Raw genomic sequence first — 23,364 nt, 5'->3', positions numbered from 1 at the left:
GAGATAGTGGTAACCCTTGTGCCACATAGCGGAGGTGGAACCCTTTTGCTTGGTGATGGAATCTCTCATCGATAATCAAGGTGCATTGTAGGAACAATTCAAAAGGCCAATACAGTCATCTTCAGAGCCTCGACCGATGAGAGAGTGAGGGGCAGGGGGGTGAAAGGCATGACGCTACCTCTGTGCCTGTGAAGTTTTCATCCATCAACAAAAAAACAAAAGAACAAGCTTGTTGTCGGTCTTGCTCGTTCTATGTGCAAGCAGCAAGCAGATCATTTGTCTAATAACCACCAGAAGCAAAGGAAAAAAATTACGCGATATTTCAAGCGAACCAGGTGCGCATAGGAGGCAGCTCTCTTGAGCTTCAACTTATCTCTTCAATCATAGGAACCATTATGACCAATGCCGTTATCGAATGTATCGTAAGTCGTAGCGCCGCTAAGTACTACGACCCTACTGCAACTTTAAGCGACGATCAAATCGCAGAGTTGGTGCGAATAGGTACCTCTGCGCCGACATCCTTCCACTTACAGAACTGGCGTTTCATTGCGGTACGCACACCTGAAGCAAAAGCGCGGTTAAGTCCGATTGCTTGGAGCCAGCCCCCGATTACGGAAGCAGCCGTTACCTTCATTATCTGCGGTCAATTGGCTGACTCCAGCGTAATACCGGAGCGTCTAGCACCGTTGGTTAAAGCAGGCGTTATGCCTGTGGAGATGGTGTCGGATTGGGAACTACCTGCGCGCGACCTGTATTTAGAGTACCCGCAGCGTCAGCGCGATGAGGCAGTTCGTACGGCCACCTTCGGTGCGTCGGCGATCATCTATGCCGCCCGCTCGCTGGGTTTCGGCTCGACCCCAATGATCGGTTTCGATGCCGAAGGGGTAGCCCGTGAGTTCAGACTGGCTGAAAACGAAGTGCCGGTCATGTTGTTGTCCATAGGTACGGAGCGTCCAGGAAACTGGCCGCAGAAGCTCCGCCGTCCGTTGGCTGAAGTGTTGGATTTCGTTTAATTATCAATGAAACCAGTAACTTAGGGAGACTGCAATGCCTAGATGTGAAGTTCTAATGCCAGAACAAGTGCCGGCTGACTCGAAACCGACTCTCGATGCGTTCACCAAGAACATCGGGTTCACTCCAAATATGATGGCAATCTTCGCGCGGAGCCCAATCGCGTTCAACGCATGGGCGACGCTGCTCGGCTCTATGAGCAAAGCGCTCGATGTGAAGACGCGTGACAGCATCGGCCTCGCCGTCTCTGAAGCGAATGGCTGCAACTACTGCCTGATGGTTCACAGCTTTACGGCCGAGCATATGGCCAAGCTGCCGGCCGATGAAGTGATTCTTGCTCGCAAGGGGCAGGCCTCCGACCCAAAGCGTAACGCTGCTCTTCAGTTCGCGCACAAAGTTATCGAGACTCGCGGCAAGGTCAGTGATGTTGATCTGAAAGCCGTTCGCGACGCAGGCTACAGTGATGCGAATGTCATGGAGATCATCGCGTTGGTGGCCATGTACTCCCTGACGAACTTTTTCAATAACGTATTTGATCCCGAGAAAGACTTTCCCGCCGTTACACCGGCAGGTTCGATCTGACCTCTATCCTGACGCATCTCTCCGAAGGCATTTGGAGGATTATCGTGATGCGAGCGTAGTGCGAAAGCCCGGATGCACCCTTGAGAGATTCTTGGGACCGCATCCGGTTTTTTGTATGGGTCGACAAGTTTAGGGGCTAGAAAGTGACACTTGATCATCCGATTTTGACACGCTGGCCAGCGCTGTGCCCCATCGACTGCAATTCTTTTCCCTGCCGACGCCCAATGGGGTAAAGGTCAGCATCATGCTTGAGTAAACTGGTCTCGAGTACGAGTTGCTGTCTCCAGCCCATATCCTTGCCCACTCTCCTCGAAGTCAGGACGAAATCAAAAGTACCTATTTTCAAATGTGCGGTGTGAAACCAATCCCAGACTAGGCGCTGCGTAGAAGTGACCCACGTTAAGCAGGCAGAGAAGGCATCCGTTGCGGGTAAGAGGCGCGTATAGGTAGCTGGACTTGGAACATGCAAGGCTTGTGATCATTGATTAGGGAGGCGGGTTAGGCGGCTTCATCGCCCCCTTTTCGGCTGCGAATTTGTGCTGGGCGGATCGTCTGAACAGATCATTTCGATTGTCAGTTGGAAGTGTTAACCCACCTCTTTGTACACGTGGCCATGAAGGAGCGGGGCGGCCAACTAAATTTCGGGAGCATTCCATGCAATCAATCGAGATCATAGCCATTAATGACAACGATTTTGATATCTTGCTTTCGCTATGGGAAAGCTATCAGCGATTTTACGAAGTAGATATCCCTGAAGCTGTGACGCTCAACACATGGACGCGCTTCTCGGAACCAGTGGAGCCGATGTTTGCAGCGCTTGCCGTGGTGGATGGGCAAGCATCAGGCTTAGTGCATTCGATCTACCACCGATCTGCGGGGGGCAATGGGTGACCACTGTTATCCTCAAGACTTGTTTGTCGCGTGTTACGCGCTTGGTAACGGTATTGGCGGGGCTTTGATCGAGCATGTCTATGCGGAGGCTAGTCGTCGTGGGGCGTCTCGTGTGTACGTTGAAAATTGAGGGGCCGAGACGGTTCAATTCGAGATTCAAAAAACATACGCTGCTATTTGGCGTAGAGATCTTTATAGTTAGCATTCTGCTTAGCAGCACAATCTCACGTAAGCACTATCAGCTACAGTGGTTCCTGGAGAATGATAGCTATGCTAGAGATGGCGCTGGAATGGATCAGCTCGAAAAGGATTTGGCTCGTTAAACCGTATATCATCGTACCACAGCAACCCGTACTATCCACATATTAGGGAATTGACTCATGTCTCGTCTGGCGGAATTTCGTAAACTCGAACAGCAACTCGCTCTGCAGCTAGCAGAGCTGGAGGCCATGAAAGGTGACTCCGGTCTAAAAAAAGAAATGGAGTTTGAGAGTAAACTACGTGCTTTATTGGCTGAGTACGGCTTCAGCCTAAAAAACATTATCAACCTGCTAGATCCTCAAGGTCGTAGCACTTCTTCCACCGAGCCGAAGGTCGGTATCCGTAAGCCGCGCCAAGTGAAGGTGTACAAAAACCCTCACACCGGAGAAATTGTCGAGACCAAAGGCGGCAACCACAAGACGTTGAAAGAGTGGAAATCCGAGCACGGTTCTGCGACCGTCGAATCTTGGCTAATCAGGTGATTTTTGATTGAGCAAAAATAAAACGGGCCCTTTCAAGGGCCTGTTTTGTCGATGGTATATCAAGCTCGGAATCACCCGGGCATCATAACCGATAGGATAGTGTTAAAAATTATTGTTCTACTTGTGCGCTCTATTATAGGGGATTTATCTCTATGTAGTGGTCAGTTGACTGGGGCTCATGGTGGCTCCGGCCGAAATTTTAAAGGTTAGGTGCGTACGAGATTGAAATGGCTTACCTGGGCGTTCAGGCCTTGAGCAAGGCGAGCGACCCCTTCGCTGGCGCTACTCACTTGATCGGAACCCGTAGCGTTATGACTAGCTAACTCTCGAATCTGCTCGATTCGTTGACTTATATCGTGAGCAACCACCGCTTGTTCTTCAGCGGCACTGGCGATTTGAACAGCCATGTCACTGATCACCCGGTTGGCCTTAGTAATATCTTCGAGAGCATGGCCGGCATTGTCGGCTTGGCGTGAGCCTGCCTCAGCTTGAATACGGCTTTGATCCATAACGCACACTGCTTGTTTGGCGCCTTCCTGTAAGCGCATAATCATATCTTGAATTTCCTGAGTCGAATCCTGAGTGCGTTTAGCTAAGTTTCGTACTTCGTCTGCTACAACGGCGAAACCACGGCCTTGTTCTCCAGCCCTTGCCGCTTCGATTGCAGCGTTGAGAGCTAGCAGGTTGGTTTGGTCGGCTATACTACGAATCACATCAAGGATCCCCCCGATACTAGAAGTGTCGGTAGCCAAGATCTGAATTACTTCGGCAGCTTTGCCAATATCATCGTATAGCTGCTGGATGGTGTTCACCATTTGCTCTACCACCGCGCGGCCGTTTGTGGCAGAAGTATCCGCTTTTTGGGCCGCTTCTGCTGTCTGAGCTGAATGATGGGCGACTTCTTGAACGGTCGCTGCCATTTCCGTAATGGCTGTTGCTACTTCTGAAGTGTGTAACTCTTGCTGCCTCATATTTTCCAGTGTTGTGCGAGTAGTGTTGGTGAGCTGCTCTGCAGATACCCCGAGTTGGCTGCTAGAGTTTACGACATTAGTCACTACATCTCTTAATTTGATAACCATCTTTCCGAATGCATGAGAAAGCACCCCAAACTCTCCTCCATTTTGAGTATCTAAATTGGTACTGAGATCTCCTTCGGCTACCCGTTGCGCGTCATTGGAAAGACGTAATAGAGCACCACTTACTTTACGCCGTATAGCTATAATACCTATTCCTGCAATAACGATCAGTAATAGAACCATTGCGCACACCACGCTCATATAAACAGAGTTCGTAAAGCGTAAGTCATTTACTTCTTGCTGAGTTCGTTGGTTGAGCGAAATGAAAAACTCTTTCACAGACGCCATAATACGTGCTTTTTCTGCGTCATAACGGGGGCTGTAGACTAGGTGAGTGGAAGCATTCAGATCAGGTACTTTACCTTTAGCCCCAGAGGCGGTCTCGATCGCTTCAGATTCGATTCTTGCTAGTTCATTTGACGCTCGCTCAGCTTCCTTAAGCTTCGCAAATTCAGTTTGACTAATTCCTTGTTGACGCATTAACTCTAGTAGAGGCATAGCTGGATCGAATCCAGTCTCAACCTGCTGACCAGTAGCAAGGAAGTCCATGTATGGGTAGTTATAATTAGTAGGTCGATGCTCCTCTCCATTCCTGATCGACAAGATCTGCTGGTACAACTGGGCGTAACGATTTTCTCCGGTGACTGCAAAGGTGCGAGCCATTCGACTCAAGTCGTCAGAGCTCTGTCGTAATTCATCTGCTAGTAAATATGACTTATAACGATTTTCTTCGCTGTCGCTCAAGTTTTGTTGGTTATTAATCATCGCCATTACGACCAGGCTGAGGGTCATCGCGCTGATAATAATTGCGGCGAAAATGATTGTAAAAAGTCGCTGAATAGACAAGTTTTACTCTCCTTGATTGGATCAAGTCATCCTGAGTAGGAATAGGTAGTTGCGACAAGATTTGAAAGTAGTGAAACAACCTTTCGATAAAATGAGCGTTCCCGACTATGAACACATGTCAAAACATCCGGAGTATTCAGGGGATTTATTTCATCATGATTCTCTGGTTTGCTGGGATAGTGTTCAGAATCTTTTTTGCACATCGACTGCCATCAGCTGGAGAGTCGTTTCTCAAATCCACCTTACTAATAGGAAATGAGCCGTGCGAGCAGTATCTATGCTGCAGCGATGCTTACCTTGGTCAAGAAGGCGGGATATTGATTTGGTGCGGAAGTGAGTTTAGCGTATGACTCGAAAGATCTCTTTCAGAATCCTGCGAATTATGCTCTTCGTTGACTGTGCTGATCTATGATTTTAGTCTTTCTTGCTTATCTGTCGGCTGGTTGGAAGCCAGTAATGATGATTCTGAGGATGTGGTGGAGGCACTTGTAAAGCACTAAAAAATGGAGGTTCAAATAGGTATTATTTATAGATCTATGTATCAAAAAATTAGTCACGGCAATCAGATTTCAGGTTTGTAGTCTATCTTAAGGAGAACGGCTAATGCCGATAACATAATAAAATACGCAATGAAAGCGTGAGGCGCGAGAGATGGAATTCCATATAATAATAAAGCATCGTTACCACCAGGAATAACTATGGCAGAAAAGCTAATGAACAAACCTCCTACCAGTTTGCGAAAAAATAGAAGAAAGCAAGGTTTCTGTATTTTCAATCTGTGAGTTTTCCACGCTGCAACAATGGCACCAAAAATAAGTGCTGCCGTAGCTGTAAATACCTGAAGAGTTACATCAGGCATATAGGGGTTGACCAGCTTAGCTGCACCATGGGAAAGCACTGTCAGATAACCCCAGTTTCCAATTATCGCATAGAGCAATCCTCCAGTAATACCGATTACCGACATTGATAAAGTAGGGTTCCAAATACGATTTGACGAGCTGATAAAGTTTCCGGATTTTATCAAGTAATGTTTTAAAACCAGTTCGTGAAAAACGATCGCAACAAATACCAGCCATACGAAAAGGGATAGCGTGGAGGGTTTCGATAATTCTACAAAATAATATCCGTCAGTTCGGGATGTAACTAATGGCGCTAAGAGAGCCCCGATAAACATGCCAGCAATCGTACCGATATAGTTTATTTCCCCTTTTGATAAATGCGCGATAGTACCGAACACACAGGCACCATTCAAAAAAGCGCCGAGACCAAAAAGTGCCCCGGCGATGAACGTCATCCAAGATAGTTGGTAGGTATAAGATAAGCTAACGATATCGGGGAAAACCCATGCGCTCGGTAAAAGAATAAGCCCAGCTGATGCTGTTGCTACGATGAAAGCACGAAGATAGGACGCTCTGTTATGGTTTATCCAATAATTTACCGCAGCTACTGCACAAATATCCCCGCGGCCTATGGCGAAACCCATGGTAAACGCAAGGGACATGCTTGCGGCTAATATAATGATTAATTGCGACAATTGCATTAACCCTCCGTGCTAGAGAAAGGGTGATGTTCTCAAGTATACATTGGTATATACAATCCATTATGATTTGGTTGTTTGGCATCTGGTGGGGGGAGCTTATTTCGCAACAGCTAGTGCGTACAAAATATGGGCGTATCATGCTGGAGTGCAGCGTAAGCGTATCGTGTGTAACCCTAGTCAATGGCGTGCTACACATGATTAATATGGTGCGATTCGTGTTTAGGGTAACAGGCAAGCAGTGTAGATAAATAAACAAATCCTGGGATGGGCAATTGGACAACACCTTGTGCTGTCTCGATATTCTTGTTGCTAGGTACGTCGAACTCCCTGGGACAGATAACAGATCTGCAGTATTCCCATGTGTGCAGGTGGGGGAGTGGGGCAGCGGGCGCAGATGTTTAGCATACTCAATGGCATCACATTCACGTCCGCTGAGATACTGAAAATGAAACTTACATAAGGTTAGTTATCGACACCATAAACTAGGTGAGTTTTGGATACTCATTGATGATTAGAATTTTCATGGGGCAATAGAGTTCCACTGATCTTTTCTCGATAAAACTTACCTGCAGCAATATTCGGAATTACACTTGGCTATTGAGCATTAAGAGTTGAAATTTTGTCGTGTGCTTCGAGAAGGGGATAACCCCAAACGTGTACCCAGTCTGTTTTTTTAACAGGGGTGTGGCATGAAATACATGTGCTTGTATCTTTATTGGTTGTTACTGTTGGAGCTTCCTGGGCGATTAACGCCCATCCCCAACCGTCAGTCCATATCCCACTTTTTTGATGGCGCCCTTTAGTGTCTTTTATCATCACAAACCATCCGGCATTTTGATCCCAAAATGATGCGTGGCCTGTCGTTAAGTTAGCAGCAGTGGTCTCCTGTAACTCTTTAACTAAGATAGCTCCATCTGGAAAGTCACCGTGGGATTTGTAATACTCAACTGAATCTCGATCGACATATACCTGATGTAGTTGTTTTAATCCTCCCAACGAATCCCCACCAGGTACGGCGAATGAGCCCAAAAAAATGAACGTAGTTCTATAATCTTTAGGGACTTTTATATTGCCGTCCTTGTCGACATATAATTCAAAAGTGCGTGAGTAGCTGGGGGCATTGCTGCCTGAGTGAGTTTTAGGGGCGCTCGCACTTGATAACGCTGGATGAAGACAGAAGGCCAATGTTATACAGGTGAACACAGTTTTAAAATTCTTAACGCTCATATTAGTAACCTGCCTTGGAATTAAATCGTTAAAGTTTATTTAGGATGCAGCTTAATTAATGTGCGCAACTGAACGTCTGTTGCTTGATAAGCATCATTAAGGTGTATTCGCCATGGTTGGCTAATACTTTTTCATGGATCAATTGTTGTTTCACATGAAGCTAGCAAAGCCATAGATATCTATACTGCCCTGGCGTTATGCCAATATGTTGCTTGAACGCTGTACTGAAATGGGATTGAGAGCTAAACCCGCAATCTTGAGAGATTTGTGCCAAGCCCAAGGTTGATTCTGCCAGCAGGTATTCAGCACGGCGTATTCTATGCTCCAAAATATAGGCATGAGGTGATCGTCCGGTCCTGGCTTTGAACGTACGTGTGAAGTGAAAATGGCTTTGTGAGGCGATACTCGCGAGCTCTCCTACATGGATTGCGGAGCTAATACGTTGATCAATGTATTCAGCGACTTTATTGAACCTTGGCTCTGGTAATTGTGATTTTGGTATTGCCATCTCAAAACTAAATTGAGTTTTTTTTCGCCCCTTCAGCAAGATTCCGAGAATAAATTTTGCCGCAGCGGGGCAGTGTAAGCCGTTTCTGACCAAGCTTGCGCAAGAGCTAAAGCCATCTCCGATTCTTTCGACAACGCGACGTGCTACACAATCGAATCCTGACTCAGGGCCATAATGCGCGACTACATTTTTTAGGGATGTAAGATTTAGCTTTAAGGTTTCAATTGTTCTTAATAAAAAGTAATCATCAATCATTATCTCGACAAAGTTATTCGGTAGGTCCCATGATGCAATTTGATCACTTTCTGTACATCCGAGGACGATACAAGTGCCACATTTTATTTCAACATCTTTACGCATATTGGCTTCTGTTAGCGAAAGCACACCATTTCCCGTTAGGAAAATTATAATCGTCATCTGTCCGCTAATTGATGAATATCTTTGATTGCCTTTTTGCTTCATGAATCTTGCGCAGACAACGGTATATATTTGCGTTGCCATAGAGTTGGAAGTAGAGTTAGGGAGGAGTAGCGTCGCCATATTAGCCTCTCTTATTAAATGTCCCGCGGTTTGTTTGCGGGAAACCACGACCGGAATCCAAATCTTGTCTCACAGTGCTGGGCAGCACTGTAAAACCTGGGCAGGGGGGCAAGTCCTTGAGACGCTTAGTCTAAAGCCCATGGATAGAAGGATGTAGTGGCACATTTTTTGCTCCGGTATAGTTGCGCCTTCCTTTTTGCGCTGCTGCTGCCGCGTTCGAAAGCCCTACGCGTTTAGGAAAGCATACCCCCCCTTGCGGCGTCGAGCTTATTCAACCTCTCTTGGGCCTCGAAGAGCCCGAGGCCTCTAAGGTGGACATGCGGCCGTTTTTGTTGCTGTGCCGCAACGTCACAGTTTGACGGGCATGGTCCATGATAGATGAGTCAAGGCTAGCCTAATCGAGAGTCGAACGATTGCAAAAACGTGCGCTTTTTATGATTTTTTTCCCATGGCTTCATTTTTGAAGTCAAACTGAGGGAAGTCAATTGTCGTGTTATTTATTCTGTTAACTAAATTAATAAACGTGGTGTTGCTAATGACTAAGCAAATCTCTATTAGGTTGTTTTCCGTATATCCAGCACTTAAAAGTGTCTGAATGCTTGAAAAATCGATAACCCCTTTTGAGGTTAGCAGGGTGCATACAAAATCGAGTAATTTGTCTATTTTAGTGTTTAAAGTTGGTTGTGCGGTTCTTATATTTTCTATGGTGGCTTTAGATAATCCTGCAAATTGTCCAAGAAAGGCATATGCGGTTATGCAATAATCACAGATCGCATTTGTGCTTACCTTTAGTCTTATTGCAGCCAATTCAGCTTCTGAAAGTGTACTTCCCTCTATGATTTTATCTAACTCAAGTATTTTTTTTAACCCCGATGGGCAATGCGTTCCAATTGTCGCATAAACATTAGGTACAATGCCGGCTGACTTCTTTATAGAGTTATAAATTTCTGAAGTGGTGCCTTGAGCTGAAGAAGGGTTGGTTGTGGATAAGCGAGACATTGAAGCTTCCCCCTGGTCTGATGATGTGGTAGTTTTTAAGCTCTTTGATAAAGCGCTTGCTTTTATTAGGTTTCGATAGATGCGACGAAATACTGCAGTGAGTAATGTGGTCCAAAGCTTCTCAAGCTATTTGATGGCCTATTGCTGCACAGCAAAAAATGCTTGCAGCAATATTGTAGATGGACGTTAATCATGTTCTCTATCCCTTTTCTCTATAGTGTTGTTCCCCATCTCTGAGATAGTCGGTTATTATTACTTAATTGACTAGCCGTCCAACATGGATAACATAAATTTGGATTTTGCATGAATGAGTATCTTTTTCCCTTTCGGTTGTTCGTACGCGTTGCGCATACAGGCAGTTTCTCCCGAGCGAGCAAAGAACTAGGTATTTCTCAGTCATCAGCTTCGCGGATAATTGCCGCTTTAGAGCGTGATCTGGGAGTAATGTTGTTAGTTCGAACTACGCGTGCTATGGCGTTAACGCCCGCAGGTGCTAGTTACCTGGCGAATATAGAACCTATATTGGCAGCGTTCGAGGAGGCGAACTTTGCGGCCCAGGGGGGGGGGGAGCTTCGGGGGCGGTTGAGATTAGGTATACAAGCTGGTGTATCCCTGAGAGAGGTTATTCCTAAATTGTCTGCGTTTCTTGATTTCCACTCGACGCTTAGTGTTGACCTAGTTTCAGATCATCCTTGTAGGGACGGATTAAGGGCGCAGGTAGATCTTGCTCTGCAAATCATAAAACCTGAAGAGGCAAAAGCGGCGATGCGACTCATTACGAGCACTCCTAGGGTGTTAGTGGCTTCCCCAAAATATCTTGTACGTAAAGGAATGCCGAGTTCACCTGCAGCGCTAATTGCGCACTCCATTATCGTTGGGCCCTCCCCCTCAGGAGGAAGGCCTTGGTTGTTCTCCCGGAATGGAAAAGCGGTGTCACTCAGTATTGATGGCAAAATCACCGCAGATGCATGTGAGATGGCGATGGCATCTGCTGTTAGTGGAGCCGGCATTTTGTCCACAGGCCTTTGGTCGTGTCAGGCAGAAATAGATTCAGGTACATTGATTCGCGTGCTTGAAGGCTGGGATATGGGGGATATTAAACTGTATGCTTCGCTTCCCGCGGGCGCTGCATCGAAGACGGTCGCACGATCCTTTGTTAGTCATTTGGCTTCTGAGTTCCATAAACAAGATCTCTACATCGAGCTCCCCTGAACAGCTAAGCGGGGAGTCTCGCATGTAGGATTTCTTCCTGGGCTTAGTTTTTTGTCATGTTGGTCGCGCTTGCTTATATCTATCTTGTACGAGTTTCGAGGGCTGAGATAGAGTTTCCGATTACAATGATGGAGGCAGCCAATAGTCCAATATCTTTTAATAAAAACTGTCCTGGAACAACAGTTATGGCAGGGAAGCCCATTACCGGTTCAAATACGAGTGGTGTACTGAGCATAAAGGAAAGCGTTGTTACAAATAATCCTAAAGATAATATACCACCTACAATCGACAGCTTTGGAGATATACACCTTGCTGCGATTAACAACCCAATCGCAATTTCAAGAACTCCTAGAAAATATGAAAATCCATTGATGCTCATGAAGTTATACATCCAGGATAGGAGCGGGCTGTGGCTCACAAAACCAAATATTCCATTCGCTTCATATGCAGTAAATTTCATTCCGCCGAACCATAGATAAATTATGGTTAAAGCAGTAAAAGTAGTAATCTCGCCTATGCGAGTGATGAGTGGGCCTGCAGGTTTAGTTACTACATTATGGAATTTCATCTCATCGTTAGGTTGTTTCAGGCGAGTGTTCATCGTATTACCTCGGGATGTGGTTGTTAGATGGTGTCCGTGACCTACCAAAGGAGACTTTGATAGTTGAGCTTTGGCACTGTAGTCGCGTTTAGAATTTAGCAAGATGAATAAAAATTCGATTTTGCTAATGTCGATCAGTTTCGGTTGGATGACATGGATTTTTACTTAAGTGATCTGTTGGCACTGGAGATTTATAATTGATATGTCACCTGGTTCGGAGGGTCTAATGAGTTTGATAAGTAATTTTTTTGCAACTGGTTAATATTTAAAAAAGAGTGGGTGCAAGATTTTCGAGGCGTGCACCCACCCAAGGGGATGACCTTACTATGTCCTTTAGTGAGATCCGTGGTGCTTAGACTAAGTTAAAGTCTGGATGCATGGTTCAGCTTTAGACCTAGTGCAGATTATCTTGCTTGTTAGGCTATTTATTTCAAAATCGTGCGTATTTTACGTAATCATAGGCTTTGAAATAAAAGCTTTGGTGTTCACTAAATTTATCTGACTTCATTTTTGATCTGGGTGGCATAGTGTAGGGAGCTATGGCAGGCCAAGATTAGCTTATGATTGGTCAGTGAAGTCTCGTTTCGCAACGTACGCTGATTGAATTCGCCATCTTGCAGGCGTCATCTCCATGTGCTTCTTGAATGCTCTTTGGAATGCTGCGTCTGATTTGTATCCGCTGTCTTGAGCTATTTTGGCGATAGAGTCTGATGTTTCGGCAAGTTGTCTACTTGCATTTGCCATCCGTATCTCAACAAGCAGATCATTGGCAGACCTACCCGCAGCTTCAGCAAATTGTCTTGCGAAGGTCGCTCTGGACATTAAGCACAAGTCTGCCAACTCAGCCATAGACCATGTCCTAGAATAATTTTCAAACATTGCTGTGAAAGCTGGCTGGAGTCTTGGTCGTTGTGCCAGGCGAAGAAGGCCTATCGGGGGCTCAGCGCTCTCACTGGCTAGACGTAAGGTCATGCCAAAAAGAGCTCCAGACATGTGATTCATCATTGATTCACTGCCAGGGCCATGCTCTATCGCCTCTTCATGCATCAACGTAATTAAGCGAGCCAAGCGACTACTGGCAACATGTTCCTCTGTCAAGTGAGCCAATTCATCGGGTACGTCTACTCCTCTGATGATTAATTGCCGAGGCAAGCTTTCCTTGATTATTTGCCGTGGGGAGGATGGCAAGATAAATCTCCCACACAGCATATTGACTGGTTTCGGATCTTCGCTGTTAGTCCGAATCTTAAGTCCCCTTTCGCGATGCATTTTACCAGCTGTAGATGGTGACCCACTGCCCTCATACAGAACATGGGGGACACCGGAGGGTATCAGTAAAATATCCCCCGCTTGCATAGACAGAACGGGGTTTTCACCGTCATCCACCTGCGCAGTCCCGCGCAAGAGGACGTGGTAAGGGATCTCTCTGGGTCCGGTAGCCGCGTAATCCAGTCTCCAGGGAGGGCTGAAATGACATCGGGTGTCGAGCGCGCCGCTCACGGGCATGAGGAAAAGTAAGCTGCTTAAGATGTCCATTTGAGACGCTCGAGCATAATAATGGTAAATAATAGCATTAACATGGCGAACGTCGAGGATTAGGCTGGAAGCTGTCATAAATCGCTACTGGAAGCTATATCCAGAGGAGTTCTCGATGTCACGCCTTACCACTATGGAGCCGCATGAAGCTACCGGATTAGTGGCTGAAACGTTTGCGTCTATAAAAAGAGCCGCGGGTATGATTCCTAACACCTACCTAACCATTGGAACACACAGCCCTGAGGGGCTGCATGCTGTATTGCATCTGGATGAAGTAATCTCTCGGAGCGAAATTTCAGATGCGGATTTAGAGATCATAAGATTAGTTGTAAGTGTCTGCTCGGGGTGCCGCTACTGCGTGGCGGTCCACAGTCTCAAGGCTAAATTCGCTGGACTTTCCTACGATGAAATTTTGAGAATACGAGGGTCCAGAAGCACTGAAGATCCGCGCAGGGATGCGCTCATTGAATTTGTTCGAAATATCGTATCAGGAACGGGTACCCTTAGCTCGTTAGATGTGGAGTCGATTATTATAGCGGGCTATTCTCAAAGTCAGATCATAGGGATCTCGCTCACAATCGCTTCTACAATGTTTATCAATACGGTTAATCGCATTAATGACACAGTGCTAGACTATCCAGAAATTTAAACGCATCTAAGAAGCGCCTTTAAAAGACTATGTTGTCAAACGTTGGGAGTAATATCGCAATTATACCGAGAACGGATTTAAAATAATTTGTTCGAGGCTATTGTCAATTAACATCGCTGCGAAGGTACCGACTTTATCGTTTGTGACGTTAAGGTCGGTTGCCTACCGCTTTACTCATTTCAGTTGGGGCAGTTACGAAGATCAGGAAAAATTGTTCAAATAGCTGCTGGAGGAGGTCTAGAGCAACGTTTTCGCTTCTGCTCAAGAGAAGTGAGTTTTTTGTTGATTTCCTTCTAACCATTTTTGTACGCGGAACTCGACTGATATTGCCATTTTCAACGATGAAGATCTCGGTACTGCCCTGGTGTAATGCCTATCCGTTTCTTGAATGTTGACGTGAAATATGAATGGGAGTTGAAGCCTGAGTCGTTTGCTATCTGTGACAAACTGATATCAGTTTCAGATAGTAAAAACTCTGCACGGCGCAGCCTACTGTCCAAAACATACGAATGCGGGGAGCGACCGGTACTTGCTCGAAAAGTACGGGCGAAATAGAATTTGCTCTGAGTTGCGATTTCAGCCATTTCTGAAACGCTTATCGCAAGTGAAATTTCACTTTCAATATAATCAACAATAGCCTTTAATGTCCTTTCAGAAAGATGGAGATTTTTCTTGCTCCTTTTATTTGCATCTTTATTTTTCTGAATGTTAACCATCATAGCGATCAGAAAACGTGCTGCAGGGGCACAATAATATCCATCCGCTACCAAGCTGGCGTTAGTATTTCGTTGGCCGAACATTTTTCCTGCTAAGCGCTTTGCAAGTGCGCCAAACCCAGCCTCAGGTCCGTAAACTCCAATAACGTCTGACAGGGCTGTTTTACTTGGCGTAACAGCTGCAATTACTGCAGAGACGAACCTATCTTCAATAGCAATTTCAAGTAATTTGTTTGGCGCGCTCCAGGACATCGTGTGATCTTTTTCGACATCACCGATTAGTACTGTGGTCCCTATTTTTGCTTCTACATCGATACTGGCAGAAGCGGTATTGAAAACCAGGCGTCCGTTGTCACTAAGAAAAATGATTAGCGTGAAACGCCCTGTGTTTGACGCGTAACTGCTCGGCGATTCGCAGTTTAAAATGCGCGCACTGACCAAGACCATAGGGTGGTAGTGTTCTCCGCTTTTTTTTTGTAGTTGTCTTTGGTGTCGCATTTTTCATCTCGTTTTGCTGTAGAGGGTATGCAGCTATTCTATCCCGCGAGCTTTTCGAAGTGACGGTGTGTTGTCCAGTACTAAGAGAATCTCCTCTTCGTTAATCGGTTGAGTATAGTTAGCGTTAACTTCGGAGTATACAATAATTCCCTGTTTGTCGATAACAAATAGAGAAGCCATTGGCAGCATCTCGCTGTCTACTCCATTCAGTTTGTCGAGGTCCGCACCTAGCGTTTGATATTTTTTTTTCAATAGGTATGACAAACGCCATGCCACCTGAAATTCCATTGCAACTCGGCTGTAGGGGTCGCGTAACAATGGAAAGTTTAAGAGTTTTTTTCTTTGCATGTCTGCGTTGAACAAATGTATTTCTGGTGAAACAGCGACAATTGAGGCCCCTCTACTGATTACGGCTTTATTAACTGATTCAAGAGCAGTAAGAGTCGCATACGAATATTTGCACCATAATCCTCTTAAAAAAACGACAATCAACGGTCCCTTTCGAACTAGGTCAGTCGAACGAACTTCGCCTCCTTCAATACTTTCAAGAGTGAAGTCAGGTGCGCGTTCGCCGGCTTTGAATGAACCTGCTGAAACTTTTGATTCGCAAAGTTCTACAATCGAATTTCGTAAAATTTTCTGATCCTCAGCCGCAAGCGGATTTTCATCTCCAGCTAAAAAATCAATCATTTGCGTGCAAAATACCATCAATTTTCCTTAATCATAGTTAGTTTTATTCTGGCGGTTTGAGATATGAAGTAAGGTCAGATTGGAGCGCTGAGTGATATATTCATTCGTTGGTATCTAACTCGAATTAGCGTTAGAGTCGAAGATATCTTAAGCTATTGTTTTATAGGGATATTTCAAAAACCTGCGCTTTTGCTCTGCGGTATAGGGTATTCAAGGGCGGGGCGGGAAAAATACGACGCTCAGTGCGGGTGTTTCTGCAGAGGGCGATTCGTATGAACCGGTGCGAGGCATAATAGAAAAGTTTTACCTAGTGTATGTGTGTAATTTCAAATGAAAAATAAGCCTTATTTTTCGATAAAATAAGACTTATTTTTTGACCCTTTTTCGTTGTTTAAGGAAGTGGTAGGGGGGTCAGGATTGGTTTGTAGAATTGAACGTACACCATGTCTTCTTTGGCATTATCGATGTGGCATCCAGCGCAAGATTCTTTCGGTGCTTCAGTAGAAACTGCTTCGAAGGGAGGTGCGTGATGGCCAAAGTTGAAAAAGCCCCAGTTTTTGGTTTTTGCAAAGCGTTTACTGTCTTTGACTGATATGTCTAGACCGCTGGGGCCACCGCCCGGAAAATAGCCTCTCCCAGATGGCTCTACACTTGACCCGTCCGGTAATTGGCCTTTTTCAGTCAGGTGCAATTCTTTCACCATCATTGTGCCTTCAGGCCAAGTACCTGTTTTTCGATAGTATTCAAAAGCTGCTGGCTCTACGTAAACGTTATGGTATTCAGGAAAGTTGGCTTTCCCGTTGTTTAGTCCGTTTGGTGTAATTGGAGCTCCGATAAATACCCACTGCCGAAAATCTTTAGGTTGCATTAATTGGCCTTTTTCGTTGAATTTTGGCCCGATTTTTACATTAGGGTATTCTTCTGTGGATTGCGCAACAGCGGCATATAGACCTATGCATGTAGTAACTGCTATTGCGGTTACCGTATTGAGTCTTAGGCTTTTCATTGTATGTTCTCCAGGTAGGCAAAAATTTAGATTTTCTGATCTAGGACATGGATGTTTAGTTATGGTGCGAGTTGGAGGCTAGCGCACGTGCTGATGCACCTCTTTCAAAAACGTGCGGACTTTGTCATTCATTGGCCGCGTCGCTTGACATTGGGGGGGGACGTTCCGAGAATAAAATCTAGCAAGGCATACCTGTTGCACTCCTGAAGAGGTTGACCGATCTAGGAAATATATTCGTCTCCGGTACTAGGAAGGATCTTTTAAGATCTCTATGGCGTATTGTAAATTTCTTACGGTTTCGTTTTGTGTGCTGCTGGGTGTACCTGAATTTAGCGTCTTTTGACGTTTCGGTAGAATCGACTGACTAGTACGTACTAGCATGGAGTTATATATGAAACTCATTTCAAGTAATTGCTCTGTTTCAGTTTTTGTTGGTCTAATGACACTTGTTTCCGTTAAGTCTGTGCTTGCTCAGGAGGGCGATCCCAAGCACGGTGAAATAGTTTTTCAACAGTGCTCGATTTGCCATCAGGTTGGGCCGACGGCAACTAATGGAATCGGCCCGAATTTGACGGGTGTGTTGAACAGGAAGATGGGATCGGTTGCAGATTTTTCTTATGACACCGGTTTGCAAAAGGCGTCGATGGCAGGGGTTAATTGGGATAAGGAAAAGATATTTAGCTGGCTTGGAAATCCACAGAGTTACATCAGGAGTGTGGTGCAAGATGAGTCAGTTACTACGAGAATGTCAGTAAAACTTAGTGATGAACAAGCTCGTCGTGATGTCATTGCGTATATCGCGACCTTTGGTAAATAGTAAGTAGTCTCGTGATGCGCTTGCGTGTCCGTTGTTACAGCAGTTGTTTGTTTACAACGGTTATTGCACTCATAATTCGGACATATGGCTATGGCATTTCAATGGTTTTATCGGTTGGGTTCGCCCAAATGGTTTTATGAGCTGAGCGGTCGTTTTTTGCCTTGGTTGAGTGGGCTTACTGTGCTCCTGGTTATTTCCGGTGTGGTGTGGGGTTTGGCCTTTGCTCCTCCGGATTATCAGCAAGGTAATAGTTTTCGTATCATGTATGTTCATGTTCCAGCTGCGATGCTTGCACAGTCGTGTTATGTAATGTTAGCGATATGTGGGGTGGTCAGGCTAGTTTGGAAGATTAAACTTGCTGACGTCGTTCTACAGTGCGCGGCCCCAGTCGGCGCATGGATGACAGCAGTAGCGCTGGTCACCGGGGCTATTTGGGGTAAGCCAACTTGGGGGTCATGGTGGGTTTGGGATGCACGGTTAACTTCAATGTTGATTTTGTTATTCTTGTATTTCGGAATCATCGCTCTAGGTAGCGCGATTACCAACCGTAATAGTGCAGCTCAAGCTTGCGCAATATTAGCAATCGTAGGTGTGATCAATATTCCTATCATCAAATATTCGGTCGAGTGGTGGAATACCTTACATCAAAGCGCAAGCTTTAGTCTCACTGAAAAGCCAGCTATGCCGGCTGATATGTGGCTTCCCTTGTTACTGACTATGCTCGGCTTCTATTGTTTTTTCGGCGCGGTATTGTTGTTGCGCATTCGTTTAGAACTACTAAAGCGTGAATCTCGAACTAGTTGGGTTCAAAGCGAGATTTTAAAAAGCCACTTGGCCGGCTATCCGAGGGGCTAAAGCAATGATTTTTTCTTCCATCAGTGATTTCGTTGACATGGGACACCATGGTTTGTTCGTTTGGTCAGCGTATGGCATTTGTTTTCTTGTTCTTTCCATAAATGTCGCCGCGCCGATCCTGGCCCGCAAGCGTTACCTGCAACAAGAGGCGCGTCGTCTGCGCCGGGAGACCGAAAAGTGAATCCGCTGCGTAGAAAGCGTCTGTTGATCATCCTTGCCATCCTGGCCGGCGTGAGTATTGCCGTGGGCCTGGCGATGAGCGCCCTGCGGGAGAACATCAACCTGTTCTACACCCCAACCCAGATCGCCAATGGCGAAGCCCCGCAGGACACGCGCATTCGCGCCGGCGGCATGGTAGAGAAGGGCTCGCTGAAGCGTTCCGGCGATTCTCTGGACGTGACCTTCGTGGTCACCGACTTCAACAAGGCCGTCACCATTACCTATCGCGGCATCCTCCCGGACCTGTTCCGCGAGGGCCAGGGCATCGTCGCCCTGGGCAAGCTCAACGCTGAGGGCGTAGTCGTCGCCGATGAAGTGCTGGCCAAGCACGATGAGAAATACATGCCGCCGGAAGTTACCAAGGCGCTCAAAGACAGCGGCCAATCCGCCCCAGGCGCAACTTCACAGCCTGCCAAGGAGGGTTAAGCCATGACATCTGCACTGTTTATTCCGGAGCTGGGTCAGTTGGNGATNCTCGCCCTGGTTCAGGCAGTGGTTCCGTTGCTTGGCGCCTGGCGCGGTGACCGTTTGTGGATGAGCCTGGCTCAGCCGGCTGCTTGGGGGCAGTTTGCCTTTCTGCTGTTTGCTTTCGGTGCGCTGACTTATGCGTTTATGACCGACGACTTTTCCGTCGCCTATGTGGCCAATAACTCCAACAGCGCGCTGCCTTGGTACTACAAGTTCAGCGCCGTGTGGGGCGCCCACGAAGGCTCGTTGCTGCTGTGGGCGTTGATCCTCGGTGGCTGGACCTTCGCCGTGTCGGTGTTCTCGCGCCAATTGCCACAAGTCATGCTGGCGCGGGTGTTGGCGGTGATGGGCATGATCAGCATCGGCTTCCTGCTGTTCCTGATCATGACCTCCAACCCGTTCAGCCGCATCCTGCCGCAGATCCCGGTAGACGGGCATGATCTCAACCCGCTGCTGCAGGACATCGGCCTGATCGTGCACCCGCCGATGCTCTACATGGGTTACGTCGGTTTCTCGGTGGCCTTCGCCTTCGCCATCGCCGCCTTGCTCGGCGGGCGCCTCGATGCCGCTTGGGCGCGCTGGTCGCGGCCGTGGACCATCGTCGCCTGGGCCTTCCTCGGTATTGGTATCACCTTGGGGTCATGGTGGGCCTATTACGAACTCGGCTGGGGCGGCTGGTGGTTCTGGGACCCGGTGGAAAACGCCTCGTTCATGCCATGGCTGGTCGGTACGGCGCTGATTCACTCGCTGGCCGTCACCGAAAAGCGCGGCGTGTTCAAGAGCTGGACCGTGTTGCTGGCCATCGCGGCGTTTTCCCTCAGCCTGCTCGGCACCTTCCTCGTGCGTTCGGGCGTGCTGACGTCGGTGCATGCGTTTGCGTCCGACCCTGAGCGCGGCGTATTCATCCTGATCTTCCTGCTGTTTGTAGTCGGCGGCTCACTTACCCTGTTCGCCCTGCGCGCGCCGGTGGTCAAGAGCCAGGTCGGTTTCAACCTGTGGTCGCGGGAGACCCTGCTGCTGGGCAATAACCTGGTGCTGGTGGTGGCCGCGTCGATGATTCTGCTTGGCACCCTTTACCCGCTGGTGCTGGATGCCTTGAGCGGCGCCAAGTTGTCCGTTGGCCCGCCGTATTTCAACGCGCTGTTTATTCCATTGATGGGCCTGTTGATGGTGGTCATGGCGGTCGGCATGCTGGTGCGCTGGAAAGACACCCCGGTGAAATGGCTGGCCGGCATGCTGATGCCAGTGCTGTTGGGCAGCGTGGCCCTGGCGGTGATCGCCGGGTTCGCTTACGGCGATTTCAACTGGGCGGTGCTCGCCACCTTCCTGCTCGCCGCCTGGGTGTTACTGGCCGGCGTGCGCGATATTGTCGACAAGACCCGTCACAAAGGCCTGATCAAAGGCTTGCCAACCTTGACCCGCAGCTATTGGGGCATGCAAATCGCCCACATCGGCATTGCCGTGTGCGCTCTGGGCGTGGTGCTCTCCAGCCAGAACAGCGCCGAGCGCGACCTGCGCCTGGCACCCGGCGAGTCCATGGACCTGGCCGGCTACCACTTCATCTTCGAAGGCGCCAAGCACTTCGAAGGCCCTAACTTTACCTCCGACAAAGGCACCATCCGTGTAGTGCGCAACGGCAAGGAAGTGGCCGTGTTGCATCCGGAAAAACGTCTGTACACCGTGCAGAGCTCAATGATGACCGAAGCCGGGATCGACGCCGGTTTCACCCGCGACCTCTATGTGGCGCTGGGTGAACCGCTGGGCGACGGCGCCTGGGCGGTGCGTGTGCACGTCAAACCGTTCGTGCGCTGGATCTGGTTCGGCGGTTTGCTCACCGGTTTTGGTGGTTTGCTGGCCGCGCTGGACCGGCGTTATCGGGTCAAGGTCAAGAGCCGGGTGCGCGAAGCCCTCGGCCTTTCAGGAGCGGCGGCATGAAGCGTTGGTTGATGGTGTTACCGCTGGCGGCCTTTTTGGTGGTGGCAGTGTTCCTGTATCGCGGGCTGTACCTGGACCCGGCCGAGTTGCCCTCGGCGATGATCGGCAAGCCCTTCCCGGCGTTCAGCCTGAAGACCGTGCAGGGTGACAAGACCCTGACCCAGGCCGACCTGTTGGGCAAACCGGCGCTGGTCAACGTGTGGGCGACCTGGTGCATCTCGTGCCGCGTCGAACACCCGGTGCTGAACAAATTGGCCGAGAAGGGCGTGGTGATCTACGGCATCAACTACAAGGACGACAATGCGGCGGCCTTGAAGTGGCTGGCGGAGTTCCACAACCCTTATCAATTGGACATTCGCGATGAAGACGGCAACCTCGGTTTGAACCTTGGCGTATATGGCGCCCCGGAAACCTTCTTTATCGATGCCAAGGGCGTGATCCGCGACAAATACGTCGGCGTGATCGATGAAGTGGTCTGGCGCGAGCAATTGGCCGCCAAGTACCAGGCGCTGGTCGATGAGGCCCAGCCATGAAGCGTCTGTTAGCTGCTGCGGTGCTGGCGCTGGGATTGGCCGGCGTGGCCCACGCCGCCATCGACACCTACGAATTCGCCAAGGACGGTGACCGCGAGCGGTTTCGCGAACTGACCAAGGAACTGCGCTGCCCCAAGTGTCAGAACCAGGACATCGCCGACTCCAACGCGCCCATCGCCGCCGACTTGCGCAAAGAGATCTTCCGCATGCTGGGCGAGGGCAAGGACAACCAGCAGATCATCGACTTCATGGTCGACCGCTACGGTGATTTCGTGCGCTACAAACCGGCCCTCAACGGCAAGACCGCACTGCTCTGGTTCGGCCCCGCCGGGCTGTTGCTGGCCGGCGTGGTGGTCATGGCCGTGATTGTCCGCCGTCGTCGCGCCGCACCCACCGATGGGTCCGACGCACTATCCCCCGAAGAGCGCAAGCGCCTCGACCAATTAAATCAAGAATGATAGATTTCTGGCTCGCTGCAGGTCTGCTAATTCTAGTTGCCCTGAGTTTTCTGTTGATCCCCATTCTGCGAGGCCGTCGCGCCCAGCTCGAAGAGGATCGTACGGCCCTGAACGTCGCGCTGTACCAAGAGCGCGTAGCTGAGTTACAGACTCAGCAGGAAGAGGGCGTGCTCAATGCTGCGCAAATGAACAGCGGTCGTGCCGAAGCGGCGCGTGAGTTGCTGGCTGACACCGAGGATGTTGCAGCGCCGCGCATGTCTCGTCTGGGTAAGTTGTTCCCGTTGTTGGTGGCGATCCTGGTTCCCGTACTCGGCTTGGGCTTGTACCTGCATTTTGGGGCCCGCGACAAGGTTGAGCTAAGTCGCGAGTTTGCCCAACCAGCTGGCTCATTGACTCAAATGACCAGTCGTTTAGAGCGTGCGGTTAACGCGCAGCCAGAGTCTGCTGAAAGTGCGTATCTCCTGGCTCAAAACTACATGGCTCGGGGACGGCCTGAGGATGCGGCCAAAATGTTTGAGCGAACGGTGTCATTGGTCGGACGTCGACCAGAGTTGTTAGGTGGATGGGCTGAGGCGTTATATTTTTCAAATAGAAAAAAATGGTCGGCGACGATTCAAGCCCTGACAGATGAGGCGCTAGCGAATGATCCGAGTGAGCTAGTGAGCTTAAGCCTCTTAGGATTAGCAGCCTTTGAAGAGAAACGTTATGTTGAGGCCTTAAAATATTGGAATCAAACATTAGCAGGAATGAGCCCTGATGATGCATCACGCTCTGCTTTGGTCGAGGCTATTAAACAAGCCAAAGAAGGTGCTTCAAAGGGAGTAGAAAACACCGATTTGATCAATGTTGGTGGAGTTGATGTAGCCCCCGTTTTGCTTCGGGTGCGGGTTGAAATTGCTCCAGGAATTATAAATAAGATCAGTTTAAATGACAGTGTGTTCGTGTTTGTTCAGACGATTTCGGGGTCAAAAGTTCCTCTTGCTGCTAAGCGGTTAAAGGTCTCAAATCTTCCTGTAGAACTGGAATTCTCAGATGCAGACGTGATGATTAGCAGTAGTACTTTGTCGCGAGCGGGCACGATTCAGGTGACTGCTCGAATCTCAAAAAATGGGAAGTCAGCATCAGGGGAATGGCTAGGTCGCGGATCAACGACGATCAATTCGAAGAATAATAAGCTTAATCTTATGATTGATCGTGCTGATATATAA

At 48.2% G+C, this 23,364-nt stretch carries 24 protein-coding genes and 2 pseudogenes; 15 read left to right on the top strand and 11 right to left on the bottom strand.

The features are described from left to right. The first annotated feature begins 395 nt into the window (after positions 1-395). The 5 genes and pseudogenes from B7L09_RS07890 (at position 396) to B7L09_RS07870 (ending at position 3,227) form a co-directional block, all read left to right on the top strand. Positions 396-1,013: a nitroreductase family protein gene (locus tag B7L09_RS07890; RefSeq protein WP_010461506.1), complete on the top strand. Its 618-nt coding sequence runs from the start codon at positions 396-398 to the stop codon at positions 1,011-1,013. A 55-nt stretch (positions 1,014-1,068) separates the two neighbouring features. Further along, positions 1,069-1,593 carry a carboxymuconolactone decarboxylase family protein gene (locus B7L09_RS07885; RefSeq protein ID WP_010461505.1) on the top strand — a complete coding sequence of 175 codons (525 nt, stop codon included), beginning with the start codon at positions 1,069-1,071 and terminating at the stop codon, positions 1,591-1,593. A gap of 143 nt (positions 1,594-1,736) precedes the next feature. After that, positions 1,737-1,846, top strand: a pseudogene (locus B7L09_RS31310) (glutathione S-transferase); the annotation flags it as partial. 401 nt (positions 1,847-2,247) lie between these two features. Beyond that, complete coding sequence (locus B7L09_RS07875; RefSeq protein ID WP_010461504.1) at positions 2,248-2,484, top strand: copper resistance CopC family protein; 237 nt, start codon at positions 2,248-2,250, stop codon at positions 2,482-2,484. A 380-nt stretch (positions 2,485-2,864) separates the two neighbouring features. Beyond that, positions 2,865-3,227 carry a histone-like nucleoid-structuring protein, MvaT/MvaU family gene (locus B7L09_RS07870; RefSeq protein ID WP_010461493.1) on the top strand — a complete coding sequence of 121 codons (363 nt, stop codon included), beginning with the start codon at positions 2,865-2,867 and terminating at the stop codon, positions 3,225-3,227. Between the two features lie 206 nt (positions 3,228-3,433). On the opposite strand, the gene B7L09_RS07865 is transcribed toward B7L09_RS07870, so the two are convergent. The 5 genes from B7L09_RS07865 to B7L09_RS07845 all read right to left on the bottom strand — a co-directional run bounded on the left by B7L09_RS07865 (position 3,434) and on the right by B7L09_RS07845 (position 9,963). Next, positions 3,434-5,149 carry a methyl-accepting chemotaxis protein gene (locus tag B7L09_RS07865; RefSeq protein ID WP_010461491.1) on the bottom strand — a complete coding sequence of 572 codons (1,716 nt, stop codon included), beginning with the start codon at positions 5,147-5,149 and terminating at the stop codon, positions 3,434-3,436. 562 nt (positions 5,150-5,711) lie between these two features. Further along, the gene (locus B7L09_RS07860; protein ID WP_010461487.1) at positions 5,712-6,689 is read right to left on the bottom strand and encodes a YeeE/YedE thiosulfate transporter family protein; all 978 of its coding nucleotides are present in this window, start codon (positions 6,687-6,689) and stop codon (positions 5,712-5,714) included. Between the two features lie 594 nt (positions 6,690-7,283). Further along, positions 7,284-7,916, bottom strand: coding sequence for a cytochrome P460 family protein (locus B7L09_RS07855; protein WP_081853959.1), 633 nt, complete (start codon positions 7,914-7,916; stop codon positions 7,284-7,286). Positions 7,917-8,076: 160 nt separating this feature from the next. Then, positions 8,077-8,964, bottom strand: coding sequence for a helix-turn-helix domain-containing protein (locus B7L09_RS31305; RefSeq protein WP_141213435.1), 888 nt, complete (start codon positions 8,962-8,964; stop codon positions 8,077-8,079). A 432-nt stretch (positions 8,965-9,396) separates the two neighbouring features. Next, complete coding sequence (locus B7L09_RS07845) at positions 9,397-9,963, bottom strand: carboxymuconolactone decarboxylase family protein (RefSeq protein WP_010461482.1); 567 nt, start codon at positions 9,961-9,963, stop codon at positions 9,397-9,399. Positions 9,964-10,266: 303 nt separating this feature from the next. Here B7L09_RS07845 and B7L09_RS07840 point away from each other — a divergent pair, with 303 nt between their 5' ends. Then, positions 10,267-11,175 carry a LysR family transcriptional regulator gene (locus tag B7L09_RS07840; protein ID WP_042932253.1) on the top strand — a complete coding sequence of 303 codons (909 nt, stop codon included), beginning with the start codon at positions 10,267-10,269 and terminating at the stop codon, positions 11,173-11,175. 79 nt (positions 11,176-11,254) lie between these two features. On the opposite strand, the gene B7L09_RS07835 is transcribed toward B7L09_RS07840, so the two are convergent. The 3 genes and pseudogenes from B7L09_RS07835 to B7L09_RS32315 all read right to left on the bottom strand — a co-directional run. Then, the gene (locus B7L09_RS07835) at positions 11,255-11,743 is read right to left on the bottom strand and encodes a YkgB family protein (protein ID WP_094468417.1); all 489 of its coding nucleotides are present in this window, start codon (positions 11,741-11,743) and stop codon (positions 11,255-11,257) included. A gap of 591 nt (positions 11,744-12,334) precedes the next feature. After that, the gene (locus B7L09_RS32320) at positions 12,335-12,625 is read right to left on the bottom strand and encodes a helix-turn-helix transcriptional regulator (RefSeq protein ID WP_238547541.1); all 291 of its coding nucleotides are present in this window, start codon (positions 12,623-12,625) and stop codon (positions 12,335-12,337) included. Between the two features lie 123 nt (positions 12,626-12,748). After that, positions 12,749-13,312: pseudogene (locus B7L09_RS32315) on the bottom strand (cupin domain-containing protein); the annotation flags it as partial. 115 nt (positions 13,313-13,427) lie between these two features. Between B7L09_RS32315 and B7L09_RS07825 the strand changes: the two are divergent. Further along, positions 13,428-13,961: a carboxymuconolactone decarboxylase family protein gene (locus tag B7L09_RS07825; RefSeq protein WP_010461475.1), complete on the top strand. Its 534-nt coding sequence runs from the start codon at positions 13,428-13,430 to the stop codon at positions 13,959-13,961. A gap of 335 nt (positions 13,962-14,296) precedes the next feature. On the opposite strand, the gene B7L09_RS32310 is transcribed toward B7L09_RS07825, so the two are convergent. The 3 genes from B7L09_RS32310 to B7L09_RS07810 all read right to left on the bottom strand — a co-directional run bounded on the left by B7L09_RS32310 (position 14,297) and on the right by B7L09_RS07810 (position 16,871). Next, positions 14,297-15,175, bottom strand: a complete 879-nt coding sequence (locus B7L09_RS32310; RefSeq protein ID WP_238547518.1) for a helix-turn-helix transcriptional regulator — start codon at positions 15,173-15,175, stop codon at positions 14,297-14,299. A 33-nt stretch (positions 15,176-15,208) separates the two neighbouring features. After that, positions 15,209-15,865: a peroxiredoxin-like family protein gene (locus B7L09_RS07815; RefSeq protein WP_042932902.1), complete on the bottom strand. Its 657-nt coding sequence runs from the start codon at positions 15,863-15,865 to the stop codon at positions 15,209-15,211. A 391-nt stretch (positions 15,866-16,256) separates the two neighbouring features. Beyond that, the gene (locus B7L09_RS07810) at positions 16,257-16,871 is read right to left on the bottom strand and encodes a cytochrome P460 family protein (protein WP_081853957.1); all 615 of its coding nucleotides are present in this window, start codon (positions 16,869-16,871) and stop codon (positions 16,257-16,259) included. Positions 16,872-17,262: 391 nt separating this feature from the next. On the opposite strand from B7L09_RS07810, the gene B7L09_RS07805 reads away from it, so the two are divergent. The 8 genes from B7L09_RS07805 to ccmI all read left to right on the top strand — a co-directional run bounded on the left by B7L09_RS07805 (position 17,263) and on the right by ccmI (position 23,364). Continuing rightward, positions 17,263-17,688, top strand: a complete 426-nt coding sequence (locus tag B7L09_RS07805; RefSeq protein ID WP_010461464.1) for a c-type cytochrome — start codon at positions 17,263-17,265, stop codon at positions 17,686-17,688. Between the two features lie 90 nt (positions 17,689-17,778). Beyond that, positions 17,779-18,543 carry a heme ABC transporter permease gene (locus B7L09_RS07800; RefSeq protein WP_042932252.1) on the top strand — a complete coding sequence of 255 codons (765 nt, stop codon included), beginning with the start codon at positions 17,779-17,781 and terminating at the stop codon, positions 18,541-18,543. 4 nt (positions 18,544-18,547) lie between these two features. Further along, a complete protein-coding gene (gene ccmD, locus B7L09_RS07795) occupies positions 18,548-18,724 on the top strand; it encodes a heme exporter protein CcmD (protein ID WP_094468391.1) in 177 nt (58 codons plus the stop codon). After that, positions 18,721-19,188, top strand: coding sequence for a cytochrome c maturation protein CcmE (ccmE, locus tag B7L09_RS07790; protein ID WP_064451571.1), 468 nt, complete (start codon positions 18,721-18,723; stop codon positions 19,186-19,188). Before ccmD ends, ccmE begins: the two co-directional genes overlap by 4 nt. A gap of 3 nt (positions 19,189-19,191) precedes the next feature. Beyond that, positions 19,192-21,165: a heme lyase CcmF/NrfE family subunit gene (locus tag B7L09_RS07785; RefSeq protein WP_094468390.1), complete on the top strand. Its 1,974-nt coding sequence runs from the start codon at positions 19,192-19,194 to the stop codon at positions 21,163-21,165. Continuing rightward, a complete protein-coding gene (locus B7L09_RS07780; RefSeq protein WP_064451573.1) occupies positions 21,162-21,698 on the top strand; it encodes a DsbE family thiol:disulfide interchange protein in 537 nt (178 codons plus the stop codon). The genes B7L09_RS07785 and B7L09_RS07780 overlap by 4 nt, the downstream gene beginning before the upstream one ends. After that, positions 21,695-22,156, top strand: coding sequence for a cytochrome c-type biogenesis protein (locus tag B7L09_RS07775; protein WP_094468389.1), 462 nt, complete (start codon positions 21,695-21,697; stop codon positions 22,154-22,156). Before B7L09_RS07780 ends, B7L09_RS07775 begins: the two co-directional genes overlap by 4 nt. Then, positions 22,153-23,364 carry a c-type cytochrome biogenesis protein CcmI gene (gene ccmI, locus B7L09_RS07770; RefSeq protein WP_010461456.1) on the top strand — a complete coding sequence of 404 codons (1,212 nt, stop codon included), beginning with the start codon at positions 22,153-22,155 and terminating at the stop codon, positions 23,362-23,364. The genes B7L09_RS07775 and ccmI overlap by 4 nt, the downstream gene beginning before the upstream one ends.

This window comes from Pseudomonas mandelii, from assembly GCF_002251635.1.
Classification (GTDB): Bacteria; Pseudomonadota; Gammaproteobacteria; order Pseudomonadales; family Pseudomonadaceae; genus Aquipseudomonas; species Aquipseudomonas mandelii_B.
Note: the sequence above shows the minus strand (reverse complement) of the source record. Positions and strands in the feature narration are given on the sequence as shown.

What these genes read in the sequence shown, in the direction of transcription:
- B7L09_RS07890 (WP_010461506.1), top strand. Translation starts at nt 396, where the DNA reads ATGACCAATGCCGTTATCGAATGTATCGTAAGTCGTAGCGCCGCTAAG.
- B7L09_RS07775 (WP_094468389.1), top strand. Translation starts at nt 21,695, where the DNA reads ATGAAGCGTCTGTTAGCTGCTGCGGTGCTGGCGCTGGGATTGGCCGGC.
- ccmD (WP_094468391.1), top strand. Translation starts at nt 18,548, where the DNA reads ATGATTTTTTCTTCCATCAGTGATTTCGTTGACATGGGACACCATGGT.
- B7L09_RS31305 (WP_141213435.1), bottom strand. Translation starts at nt 8,964, where the DNA reads ATGGCGACGCTACTCCTCCCTAACTCTACTTCCAACTCTATGGCAACG.
- B7L09_RS07885 (WP_010461505.1), top strand. Translation starts at nt 1,069, where the DNA reads ATGCCAGAACAAGTGCCGGCTGACTCGAAACCGACTCTCGATGCGTTC.
- B7L09_RS32320 (WP_238547541.1), bottom strand. Translation starts at nt 12,625, where the DNA reads ATGGCTGAGTTGGCAGACTTGTGCTTAATGTCCAGAGCGACCTTCGCA.
- B7L09_RS07870 (WP_010461493.1), top strand. Translation starts at nt 2,865, where the DNA reads ATGTCTCGTCTGGCGGAATTTCGTAAACTCGAACAGCAACTCGCTCTG.
- B7L09_RS07855 (WP_081853959.1), bottom strand. Translation starts at nt 7,916, where the DNA reads ATGAGCGTTAAGAATTTTAAAACTGTGTTCACCTGTATAACATTGGCC.
- B7L09_RS32310 (WP_238547518.1), bottom strand. Translation starts at nt 15,175, where the DNA reads ATGCGACACCAAAGACAACTACAAAAAAAAAGCGGAGAACACTACCAC.
- B7L09_RS07815 (WP_042932902.1), bottom strand. Translation starts at nt 15,865, where the DNA reads ATGATTGATTTTTTAGCTGGAGATGAAAATCCGCTTGCGGCTGAGGAT.
- ccmI (WP_010461456.1), top strand. Translation starts at nt 22,153, where the DNA reads ATGATAGATTTCTGGCTCGCTGCAGGTCTGCTAATTCTAGTTGCCCTG.
- B7L09_RS07780 (WP_064451573.1), top strand. Translation starts at nt 21,162, where the DNA reads ATGAAGCGTTGGTTGATGGTGTTACCGCTGGCGGCCTTTTTGGTGGTG.
- B7L09_RS07805 (WP_010461464.1), top strand. Translation starts at nt 17,263, where the DNA reads ATGAAACTCATTTCAAGTAATTGCTCTGTTTCAGTTTTTGTTGGTCTA.
- B7L09_RS07810 (WP_081853957.1), bottom strand. Translation starts at nt 16,871, where the DNA reads ATGAAAAGCCTAAGACTCAATACGGTAACCGCAATAGCAGTTACTACA.
- B7L09_RS07835 (WP_094468417.1), bottom strand. Translation starts at nt 11,743, where the DNA reads ATGAAATTCCATAATGTAGTAACTAAACCTGCAGGCCCACTCATCACT.
- B7L09_RS07840 (WP_042932253.1), top strand. Translation starts at nt 10,267, where the DNA reads ATGAATGAGTATCTTTTTCCCTTTCGGTTGTTCGTACGCGTTGCGCAT.
- B7L09_RS07845 (WP_010461482.1), bottom strand. Translation starts at nt 9,963, where the DNA reads ATGTCTCGCTTATCCACAACCAACCCTTCTTCAGCTCAAGGCACCACT.
- B7L09_RS07825 (WP_010461475.1), top strand. Translation starts at nt 13,428, where the DNA reads ATGTCACGCCTTACCACTATGGAGCCGCATGAAGCTACCGGATTAGTG.
- B7L09_RS07800 (WP_042932252.1), top strand. Translation starts at nt 17,779, where the DNA reads ATGGCATTTCAATGGTTTTATCGGTTGGGTTCGCCCAAATGGTTTTAT.
- B7L09_RS07875 (WP_010461504.1), top strand. Translation starts at nt 2,248, where the DNA reads ATGCAATCAATCGAGATCATAGCCATTAATGACAACGATTTTGATATC.
- B7L09_RS07860 (WP_010461487.1), bottom strand. Translation starts at nt 6,689, where the DNA reads ATGCAATTGTCGCAATTAATCATTATATTAGCCGCAAGCATGTCCCTT.